The sequence below is a fragment of the Nocardia gamkensis NBRC 108242 genome (assembly GCF_001612985.1).
GTDB classification, from domain to species: domain Bacteria; phylum Actinomycetota; class Actinomycetes; order Mycobacteriales; family Mycobacteriaceae; genus Nocardia; species Nocardia gamkensis.
The window spans coordinates 22,614-32,517 of record NZ_BDBM01000049.1; the positions used below are offsets into that span (position 1 = coordinate 22,614).

The 9,904-nt window shown below is 68.6% G+C and carries 10 protein-coding genes; 9 read left to right on the forward strand and 1 reads right to left on the reverse strand.

What is annotated here, in order from left to right; translation table 11 throughout:
* Positions 1 to 57 precede the first annotated feature (57 nt).
* The 3 genes from NG1_RS28590 to NG1_RS28600 all read left to right on the forward strand — a co-directional run bounded on the left by NG1_RS28590 (position 58) and on the right by NG1_RS28600 (position 2,033).
* The gene (locus tag NG1_RS28590; RefSeq protein ID WP_084499261.1) at positions 58 to 1,524 is read left to right on the forward strand and encodes a cytochrome P450; all 1,467 of its coding nucleotides are present in this window, start codon (positions 58 to 60) and stop codon (positions 1,522 to 1,524) included.
* Positions 1,524 to 1,709, forward strand: a complete 186-nt coding sequence (locus NG1_RS28595; RefSeq protein WP_063910464.1) for a ferredoxin — start codon at positions 1,524 to 1,526, stop codon at positions 1,707 to 1,709. Before NG1_RS28590 ends, NG1_RS28595 begins: the two co-directional genes overlap by 1 nt.
* Before the next feature lie 90 nt (positions 1,710 to 1,799).
* A complete protein-coding gene (locus NG1_RS28600) occupies positions 1,800 to 2,033 on the forward strand; it encodes a metallothionein (protein ID WP_062975923.1) in 234 nt (77 codons plus the stop codon).
* 29 nt (positions 2,034 to 2,062) lie between these two features.
* Here NG1_RS28600 and NG1_RS28605 read toward each other — a convergent pair whose 3' ends face one another.
* On the reverse strand, positions 2,063 to 2,800 hold the full coding sequence (locus tag NG1_RS28605; RefSeq protein WP_062975925.1) for a uracil-DNA glycosylase: 738 nt from the start codon (positions 2,798 to 2,800) through the stop codon (positions 2,063 to 2,065).
* Between the two features lie 354 nt (positions 2,801 to 3,154).
* Here NG1_RS28605 and NG1_RS28610 point away from each other — a divergent pair, with 354 nt between their 5' ends.
* The 6 genes from NG1_RS28610 to NG1_RS28635 all read left to right on the forward strand — a co-directional run.
* Positions 3,155 to 3,598 carry a GyrI-like domain-containing protein gene (locus tag NG1_RS28610; RefSeq protein ID WP_062975946.1) on the forward strand — a complete coding sequence of 148 codons (444 nt, stop codon included), beginning with the start codon at positions 3,155 to 3,157 and terminating at the stop codon, positions 3,596 to 3,598.
* Entirely contained in the window at positions 3,595 to 4,029 is a 435-nt protein-coding gene (locus tag NG1_RS28615) for an effector binding domain-containing protein (RefSeq protein WP_062975927.1), read from the forward strand. The genes NG1_RS28610 and NG1_RS28615 overlap by 4 nt, the downstream gene beginning before the upstream one ends.
* A gap of 247 nt (positions 4,030 to 4,276) precedes the next feature.
* Positions 4,277 to 5,050, forward strand: a complete 774-nt coding sequence (locus tag NG1_RS28620; RefSeq protein ID WP_174554924.1) for a hypothetical protein — start codon at positions 4,277 to 4,279, stop codon at positions 5,048 to 5,050.
* A complete protein-coding gene (locus tag NG1_RS28625; RefSeq protein WP_062975929.1) occupies positions 5,040 to 7,178 on the forward strand; it encodes an Rv1355c family protein in 2,139 nt (712 codons plus the stop codon). The genes NG1_RS28620 and NG1_RS28625 overlap by 11 nt, the downstream gene beginning before the upstream one ends.
* A gap of 67 nt (positions 7,179 to 7,245) precedes the next feature.
* Positions 7,246 to 9,063, forward strand: coding sequence for a putative bifunctional diguanylate cyclase/phosphodiesterase (locus NG1_RS28630; RefSeq protein WP_062975931.1), 1,818 nt, complete (start codon positions 7,246 to 7,248; stop codon positions 9,061 to 9,063).
* Between the two features lie 93 nt (positions 9,064 to 9,156).
* The coding region (locus NG1_RS28635; RefSeq protein WP_062975950.1) for a glycosyltransferase at positions 9,157 to 9,904 on the forward strand (748 nt) is incomplete at its 3' end.

Genomic DNA, 9,904 nt, shown 5'->3' on the forward strand with positions numbered 1-9,904 from the left:
GAAACGTATGTTTCCTCTATCGTCGGACTACCGCAGTGTCGCGAAGGGAAGACGGCCATGAGTCTGCTTGTGCCCCAGTCGTTCGATGAGGTCTCCGGCGCGATCCGCCGAGCGCGGACCACCTGGGCGTGGCATGCGCAGCGGGCGGCCGCGCGGGCGGTCGCGCGTTACCCGGCACCGGTGCGGCCGCTGGCCGATCCGCCGCAGGGTAGCGGACTGAAACCGGTGCTCGGCGACTTCGGGCTTCCCGGTATCGGGTACACCGTGCACGCCTTGGCCGATCCGATCGGATTCGCGCGTACCCGCTTCGATCGCTTCGGTCCGGTGCAGTGGTTCGGCATGCTCGGCAGGCGGATGGTCACCTTCGGCAGCCCGGAGGGGTACGAGGCGGTGATGCTGGACCGGAACAAGGTGTTGTCGGCGCAACGCGGTTGGGAGTGGCTGATCGGCCCGTTCTTCCGAGGCGGCTTGCTGCTGCGCGATTTCGACGACCACCTCTTCCACCGGCGCGTCATGCAGCAGGCTTTCACGCGGCCGCGGTTGATCGGCTACCTCGACATGACCACGCCGCGGATCACCCGCGGCATCGCGCAGTGGGAGCCGGCCGACGACTTCCGCGTCTACCGCGCGATCAAGAAGCTGCTGCTCCAGCAGGCCACCGAGGTCTTCGCGGGCGCGGAACCCAGCGCGGACGCCGCCCGGCTGGAGCGCGCCTTCGAGGACGCGGTGCGCGGTGGGGCCGCGCTGATCCGGGCGAACGTGCCGGGCGGGGTGTGGGCCCGCGGCGTGCGCGGGCGCCGGGCGCTGGAGGAGCACTTCCGCCGCGAACTGCCCGCCAAGCGCGCGGGCGACGGCAACGATCTGTTCAGCGTGCTGTGCCGGGCGAGCACCGCGGAGGGCGAGACCTTCACCGACGACGAGGTGGTCGAGCACATGATCTTCGTGATGATGGCCGCTCACGACACCAGCACCATCGCGGCGTCCATGCTCGTCTACGAGCTTGGCAGGCATCCGGAATGGCAGGAGCGGCTGCGCGCGGAATCCGTCGCGCTGGGCAAGCTCGCGCCGGACTACGACGATCTCGACCGCCTGCCCTCGCTCGACCTCGCGTTCAAGGAGGCGCTGCGGGTCTACTCGCCGGTGGCTCAGCAGGTCCGCGAAACCATCGCCGACACCGACATCCTCGGTTACTACCTGCCGAAGGGGACGTTCATCCTGTGCGGGACATACGGGCTCATGCGCAACGAGGAGTACTGGCACGACGCCGACACATTCGATCCGGAACGTTTCGCCGACCACCGCCGTGAGGACAGATCGCACCGCTTCGCGTGGGCGCCCTTCGGCGGCGGGGCGCACAAGTGCATCGGCCTCTACTTCGGCGGCATGACGGTCAAAGCCGTGGTGCACCAGATGTTGTTGCGGTATCGCTGGAGCGTGCCGGACGGCTACGAGCTACCGCTGGTCGCCGGGACCGGACCGGTGCCCGCCGACGGCCTGCCCCTCCGGTTGGAGCGGATCGGCTGATGAGAATCGTCGCCGACCGCATCGTGTGCGCGGGCCATGGCATGTGCGAAGCGCTGGCTCCGGAGCTGTTCCGGGTCGGCGAGGACGGAATCGTCGTGCCCGCGGACACGGTCGCGCCGACCGAACGGGAGCTGCTCGAACTCGTCGTGGACAGTTGCCCGGTCCAAGCGCTGCGCCTGACCTGAGGTTTCCCGATTCGTTTTGCGACGACGGCGCTGGGTACCGCGAACTGCGACGCGCTAGTCCATTCGACGCGAGAGGACCGGTGAGACCAGATGGCCACCTGCGAAACCTGCGGAAACGAGTACGACAAGACGTTCACCATCACCCGCGACGGCGAGTCAGCCACCTTCGACAGCTTCGAGTGCGCGATCAACGCCATGGCGCCCACGTGCACGCACTGTTCCTGCCGCATCCTCGGCCATGGGGTGGAGGCGCGGGGAGAGTACTTCTGCTGCGCGCACTGCGCCCATGAAGCGGGTCACCCGGCCCTGGTCGATCACGTCTGAATCGCGCGACAGCGGCGATGCGGGAGCGATCACCCGCGCGGTGCGTGGCTTCGCCGTACCTCGAGCCCGGCGGTTTCGGCCGCGTCGGCGAGTACCGCCTCGAGCATGGCCGGAGTGAGTCGTCCGGTGAAGGTGTTCTGCTGGCTGACGTGATAGCAGCCGAACAGGTGCAGCGGGTACCGCTCGGCGTCGGTCGCGGCCAGTTCCACGTGCGCGCCGTGGGCGAAGCGCGGGCGCGGGCGCGGCACCACCCAGCCCGCCCGTGCCAGTACCGGGAGCAAGGCTTGCCAGCCGAACGCGCCCAGTACCACCACCGACCGGACGGTGGGCGTCAGCAACCGCAACTCGGTATCCAGCCAGTGGGCGCAGCGATCCCGTTCCTCGGGCGTCGGCTTGTTGTCCGGTGGCGCGCAATGCACCGGAGCGGTGATCCGCACGCCGTCCAGTCGCAGGCCGTCGTCGAGGCTGATCGCGGTCGGCTGGTTGGCCAGGCCGACCGCGTGCAGCGCCGCGTAGAGCACGTCGCCGCTACGGTCGCCGGTGAACATCCGTCCGGTCCGGTTGCCGCCGTGCGCGGCGGGCGCGAGTCCGACGATCAGCATCCGCGCGTCCGCCGGGCCGAAGCCGGGGACCGGGCGGCCCCAATAGGTCTGGTCGCGGAAGGCAGCGCGCTTCTGTCTCGCGACGAGCTCTCGCCAGGCCACCAGACGCGGGCAGGCGAAGCAGTCGGCGACCGCCGCGTCGAGTTCGGCGATGGTCCGGCACATGTCAGTACCGGTTGTTCGGGTCGGCGGCGTGCTCGCGGGCGTGCTCGGGCGCGGCGTGGCGGTGCCGGTCGGAGATCGGCGTCTCGTTCATCAGAACTCCGTTCGGGGGTGCCCGAGGGGCGAACCGGACGATCATGCCCACTATGCATCAGCGCGACCCGCCGGTGCCGTCGGCCGCCGATCGGGTCCGTCCGGACCGTACCGCTTCGGACATCTGTCCAGTTCAGCGGGGTGATCGCGCGGTCGTGGGGGGCGATGTGTGATCGGTACCACCCGGTCCGGGTTGGTAGCATGGCGATTCCGACCGACCGGACGCGGTGGTTCACCTCCGGCTTTCTCCGAAAGAGTCTTTCCATGCAGTTTGAAATCGTCGAGCGGGACGAGACGTGGGTTGCCGGGCTGCCGGTGCGCAGCCCCAAACGTGCGCTCGGGGAACTGCGTGACCGTGATCTGGAGGCCGCCTGGGCCGCGGTGTTGCACCAGGAACTCGGCGGCCCGCTGGCCAGCGCCTACACCGATTACACCGGCGAGCTGGGCACTTACAACACACAGATCGTCGGCTATCAGTGCGCGTCGTTCGACGAGGTCACCCGCGGGCACCTGGTCGCTCGGCTGCCGCGCGGGGCCTACGCCCGGTTCTCCTCGGTCGGCAACTTCCCGCAGGTGATGACCGACCTGTGGACGCAGATCGCCTATGCCGAGGAGCACAACCAGATCAAACGGACCTACACCGGCGATTTCGAGTGCTACCCGCACGCCTACAAGATCGATCTGTATCTGGCGGTCGACGCGCGATGAGCTATGCGATCGTGGTGCGCGCCGAGGCGATCTACGGCGGGCTGGTGGTGCCGCGGGTGCGCCCGAGCTTCAAGGTCAGCAACAGCGACCTGATCGATTTCCTCAAGGACCGGCTGCGCGACCGGGCCGGCGACGACCATCCGATGTACACGGTGTACGTGCCGGATCCGGCCGGGAACTACAACGCGGTGGTCTGCTTCGAGTACCCGTCCCCGGACGCTGTGCCGGTGGGCGACGTCTTGGTGCGGGTGCCCAAAGGCGTTTATGCCCGTTTCGCGCCGAATGGCGACTATCACGATCCCGTCGAGGACGTCTGGGCGCAGGTAGATGACGCGACGGCGTCCGCCGAGATCACCCGGGCTTACCGCGAGGAGATCGAGATCTGGCACGGGCCGGAATCGGTCGAGTTGTTCATTTCCATCCTCGTTTAGCTTGCTAAACAGTAACTAGCCCCGAACCGACTGGTCTCCACGTTATTTGCGATTGCGATTGCGCCGGGTTTGACCTGCAAAAATATCGCATGTACCGCAGAGTTTTCGGAAGATTAGCCGGACGGCTGGTCAATTCCTGTCCGATGACGGATACTGCCCTGGGCAACTTCGTCTCGGCTCGGGGCCGTGGGGGGCTGCATCGGGCTGGACTATCGCGCAGGGCAGCGCGGCGATGGAGTGGAACAACATGACTGTGGATCTGATTGCAGTCGTGCCGAGGAACTCCCGTGGACGGGGAGTGCAACGGTATTACGACGCGCAATCCGAGTGTGCGTTCTTTGTCTCCGAACCGAGTGATCAGCCGGAACTCTGGCACCGGTATCTGAACGGGGCGCGCGACGTTTACCGGCGATTCGGAGTCGAACAGGCGCTCGAATACGACGCCGTCGCCGACGGTGCGTCGACGTCGCTGTTCTTCGCCGCGCTCGACGCCGACGGCGACATGGTCGCCGGAACGCGGATGCAAGGGCCGTATACCGATGCTCGGCAGGCGCACGCGCTGGTCGAATGGGCCGGTCATCCGGGCGCGGAGGACTTGCGGCGGATGATCGCCGACCGGATACCGCACGGCGTGGTCGAGGCCAAGGGGGCATGGGTCGCCCGCGACGCGGCCCGCCGCGCCGAACTCGGTGCCGCGATCTCGCGCACCGTGCTGCACGGCGCGCGCCTGCTCGGCGCACGGTACGGCTTCGCGACGGTGGCCTCCTTCACCGTGTCCCGGCACGAGGCGTGCGGTGCGGTCGCGGCCGAGCGCATCCCGGCGGTGCCGTATCCGGACGAGCGCTACCGAACCGTTCCGCTGTGGTGGGACACGCGAAGCTATGGCGCGTTCGCCGAGGAATCCCAGCGGTCCGCGACCCGAGCCGAGCAGGACGCGCTCGGCTTGCCCACCGCGCGTCCGCTCGACACGCGGTGCGGGGCAGGCCGGGCGACGGAGGGCCGGCGCGGCCATGGGCGATGACCGGAACCGAGTGGCGGAATACCGGCCGCTGATCCTCGACCCGGCCGATCCGGCGGATGCGCGGACCCTCGCGGGCCTGCGCGACTACCCGCACGTCGAGTTCCGCGACCTGCGTGAGTCGTTGCGCGCCGAGCGTCGCAAGATGGTCGCCGCGCCGGATTTCCGGGAAGGGCCCGAAGCGGATCGCTGGATCTACTATCCGTGGCGCGCCGCGGTGGTCGGATTGCCGGGGCCGCGTACTTTCCGGTCGATTCGGCTGGATCGCAATCGGAACAAATTGACCGGTGCCGAACAGGAGCGTCTGGCCGAAGGCACCATCGGGATAATCGGACAAAGCGCGGGAAACGCGATCGCGCAACTGCTCGCCCTCGAGGGCGTTTGCGGCGGGCTGCGCTTGGCCGATCTGGACGAAATCGAATTGTCGAATCTCAACCGGGTGGCGGGAACGCTGTTCGACATCGGCGTCAACAAAGCGGTGGTGACCGCCCGCCGTATCGCCGAGTTGGATCCCTATCTTCCGGTGGAGATCTTCGCTGACGGTGTCGACGAGAATTCGGTGGACGAATTCTTGGACGGCCTCGTGATCGTGGTCGAGGAATGCGATTCTCTCGATATGAAACTGGTGATTCGCGAGGCGGCGGCCAGGCATCGCATTCCGGTGCTGATGGAAACCAGTGACCGCGGTTTGCTGGACGTCGAGCGTTTCGATCTCGAACCGGGGCGTCCGGCGTTTCACGGATTGCTCGGCGAGGTTCGCGCGCAGGATCTGCGCGGGCTGACCTCGCGCGAGAAGGCGCCGTTCGTGGTGAAGTTGCTCGGCGCCGCCGGCCTGTCGCCGAGGCTGGGTGCGAGCCTGGTCGAAGTCGGCGAGACGGTGACCAGCTGGCCGCAGCTGGCCGGTGACGTCACCCTCGGCGCCGCGAGCGTGGTCGCCGCGGTACGGCGCATCGGACTGGGGATGAAGCTGGCTTCCGGTCGCGTCCGGGTCGATGTGGAGCGGCATCTCGACGAGCTGGCCGACCCTCCGCCGAACGACGAGCCGGTGTGGGCCGAGGCGCCGCCCGAGCCCGTCGCCGGACCCGTCGAAAGCGTCCTGGCCTGCGCCCAACGTGCGCCGTCCGGGGGAAACATGCAGCCGTGGTCGCTGCGCGCCGAGGCAGGGGAGATCTCCATCGAACTGGCGCCGCAGCACAGCACGGCGATGGACATCGGCTATCGCGGCAGCGCCGTCGCGCTCGGCGCGGCCGTGTACAACGCGCGGGTCGCCGCCGCCGCGCACGGGATTCTCGGGCCGCACGAGTTCGTCGAGGGCCCGCCGGGGTCCGGTCGTCTCATCGCCCGCCTGCGACTGGGAGACGGCCGCAGTGCCGAACTGGCCGCCGACTATCCCGCGGTACTGCGCCGCGAGACCAACCGAAGGATCGGCACCGGGGCGGGGCCTGCCGACGGCGTACTCGACACGCTCACAGCGGTCGCCGAATCGGCCGGGGCGCACGTGCGCGCGGTCATGGATCGACAGGACATCGAAGAAGCTGCACGTTTGCTGGGCGATTCCGATCGAATCCGCTATCTCACGCCGCGCTTATACGAGGAAATGCTCGCCGAGGTCCGCTGGGCCTCCGACGACGACCCGGAGACCGGAATCGACGCGCGCAGCCTGGAGCTGACCGACGACGAGTGGGCGGCATTCGAGATCACTACCCGAGCCGACGTCATGGCGCAGTTGCGGTCCTGGGCCGGTGGTTCGGCGCTGGGCAAATACACCGGTGACCGGGTGCGCTCCAGCTCCGCCATTCTGGCGGTGACATTCGACGGGATCCATCCGCGATTGACCGACTACGCCGCGGCCGGAGCGGCGGTCGCGCGGGTTTGGGTGCAGGCCGAGCGCCTCGGATTGAGTGTGCAACCGATTTCACCCGTATACCTCTACGCCCGACGCCACGGCGAACTTGCTGCGATTTCCCCCGACTTCGCGGATACACTAGCGTCACTTCAGGGCCGTTTCCTGGACCTGCTGGAAGTGCCTGAGCATGAGACCATGGCGTTGGTGCTTCGCCTGAGCTACGCCTCCGCCGCCACCGTACGCAGCAGGCGGCGTCCGGTGCTCGGTGTGGACACCAGTAGTTAGCGCGATCGGAGACAATGTGCCACGGCGGACACTCGACTCGTTGGTGACCCAGGTCGCCTCTGAGCTCATGGGTGTGGACGCCACGACCATGGTCGCCGCCACCGAACGCGTGCTCGCTCAACTGGTCGAGTACTTCGACGTGGATTTCAGCTACGTGCGACACACCGACCGCGAACGCCGGGCAACCGTGCTCGTCGCGGAATGGCCGCACCGGCAGAACGTCCCCGATCCCGACCCGCTCGGCGTGATCTACTTCGACGGGGCCGATCCCGTGTTCAGTGCGCTGGAGAACGCGACCGAGCCCATGGTCGCGCGCCCGACCCCGGAGTTCGCCGATTACCAGGAGACCGTCCGCCGCGGGTCCGGCATCGTGGGGGTGACCTCGGCCGCCGTGCCGCTGCTGTCGCGGGGCGAGCCGACCGGCGTGCTCGGCTTCGTCAAGTCCGGCGATCGCGAGTGGAGCACTCGTGAAATCAACGTGCTGAAAGCCATCGCGGCGCTGTTCGCGCAGCTACAGGCGCGGGTGGTCGCGGAGGAACGTCTCCGATATATCGCGCTGCACGACGATTTGACCGGCCTGGCGAATCGGCGTGCGCTGCTCGAGCACATGGAGGAGCGATTACGCTCCGGCAGTCCCGGCCCGGTGGCCGCCTTCTTCCTCGACCTGGACCGCTTGAAGGCCCTCAACGATTTCCTCGGCCACACCGCCGGGGACAACTTCATCCGTACGTTGTCGACGCGGTTGCGGGAGAACCTGGACCCGAACGACATGATCGCCCGACTGGGCGGCGACGAATTCGTCATCGTGCCCGCCAAGCCCATGGACGCGGTGGCCGCCGAATACGAGGCGAACCGCATCCAGCAGTTGATCGCCCGCCGCGTCACCGTCGGCGGCGAGTCGGTCAGCCGGGGCGCGAGCGTCGGCGTAGCGCTCGGCTTCCCCGGTGAGACCACCGTCGCCGACGTGCTGCGCCGCGCCGATCACGCCTTGTTGTCGGCGAAATCGGGCGGCGGCAACGGCGTCGCGGTGTTCACCGACACCATGCGCGCGCAATTCGAACTCCAGGACGACGTGGAGCTCAATCTGCGCGGCGCGGTGTCGGACGGCTCGCTGCTGCTGCACTATCAGCCCGAGGTGGATCTGCGCACGGGCCGCATCGTGGCACTGGAGGCGCTGGTCCGCTGGCTGCACCCGACCAGGGGGCTGCTGCCGCCCGCCGCGTTCGTCACCGTCGCCGAGGCCACCAACCTGGCCGGCGAGCTGGGGCGCTGGGTGATCCGTTCGGCGTGCGCGCAGTTCGCCGAATGGCGCAGGCGCGGCCTGGCGGGCAACGTGGTGATGCGGATCAACGTGTCGCCGGTGCAGCTGGTCAGCCTCGACTTCGTCGAGCGCATCGAGGACATCCTTCGCCTGTTCGGCATCGATGGCAGCTCGGTGTGCCTGGAGATCACCGAGCACGTCGTGGTGCAGGACCTGGCCCGGACCCAGGTCACGCTGCGCGGACTGAAGCGGATGGGTGTGCAGATCGCCATCGACGACTTCGGCACCGGTTACAGCTCGCTGTCGCATCTGAAGGCGCTGCCGGTGGACGCGGTGAAGATCGATCGGGGGTTCGTGCAGCGGCTCGGCGCCAGCACCGACGATCTGGCCATCGTGAAATCCATCATCGGCCTGGCCGGCTCGTTCGGGCTCGGCGTCGTCGGCGAGGGCGTCGAGACGGCGGTCGCCGCGCGCACCCTGGTCGGTCTCGGCTGCTACCGCGCGCAGGGCTTCCTGATCGCCAAGCCGATGCCCGCCGAGCAGGTCGAAACGCACCTCACCGCGGGCCGCATCCCGCTCGATCTGGATCTGCCCCGGGCCGGGCGCGGGTTGCCCGCGCACTGAGATCACGGCCGCAGCCGCCGGTTATCCGGGTCTTCCACGCCCGTTCACGCACCGTTGGGCACGGGTGCCCCGATGCGCTGCACGATCGGCCGCGTGCGCATAGTTCAGCTTGCGAACTTCTACGGCCCGCGTTCGGGTGGGCTGCGCACGGCGCTGCACCATCTGGGAGAGGGATACGTCGCCGCCGGACACGACGTGGTACTGATCGTGCCGGGTCCGCGCCGGTCGGAGGAGATCCTGCCCACCGGGGTCGCGCGGATCACGCTGCCCGCGTTGGCCATTCCGTGGACCGGTGGCTACCGTGCGGCGGATCCACGCCGGGTGGCCGATGTCCTGGACGGATTGCGGCCCGACGTGCTCGAGGTGTCCGACCGGCTGACACTGCGCGGCTTCGGCCGCTGGGCGCGGCGGCGCGAGGTGACCGGCGTGATGATCTCGCACGAGCGGCTCGACCGGCTGCTCGGTCAGGTGCTGCCCGGTCCGCTGGCGCGGCGCTGCGCCGACGTGGCCAACCGGCACACCGCCACCGACTACGACATGGTCGTGTGCACCACCGAGTTCGCCCGCGAGGAGTTCCAGCGCATCGGCGCGGCGAACGTGGAGCTGGTCCCGCTCGGGGTGGACCTCGAGCTGTTCAACCCGCACCGGCGCGATCGCAGGCTGCGCGCCGACCTCGGCGTGCCGGGTCATCCGCTGCTGGTGCACTGCGGCCGGTTGTCGGTCGAGAAACGGGTGGATCGCAGCATCGAGGCGATCGGCGCGTTGCGGGAGGCGGGTGTCGAGGCGCGGTTGGTCGTCGCCGGGGACGGTCCGCGCCGGGACGCGCTGCAACGGCGGGCCC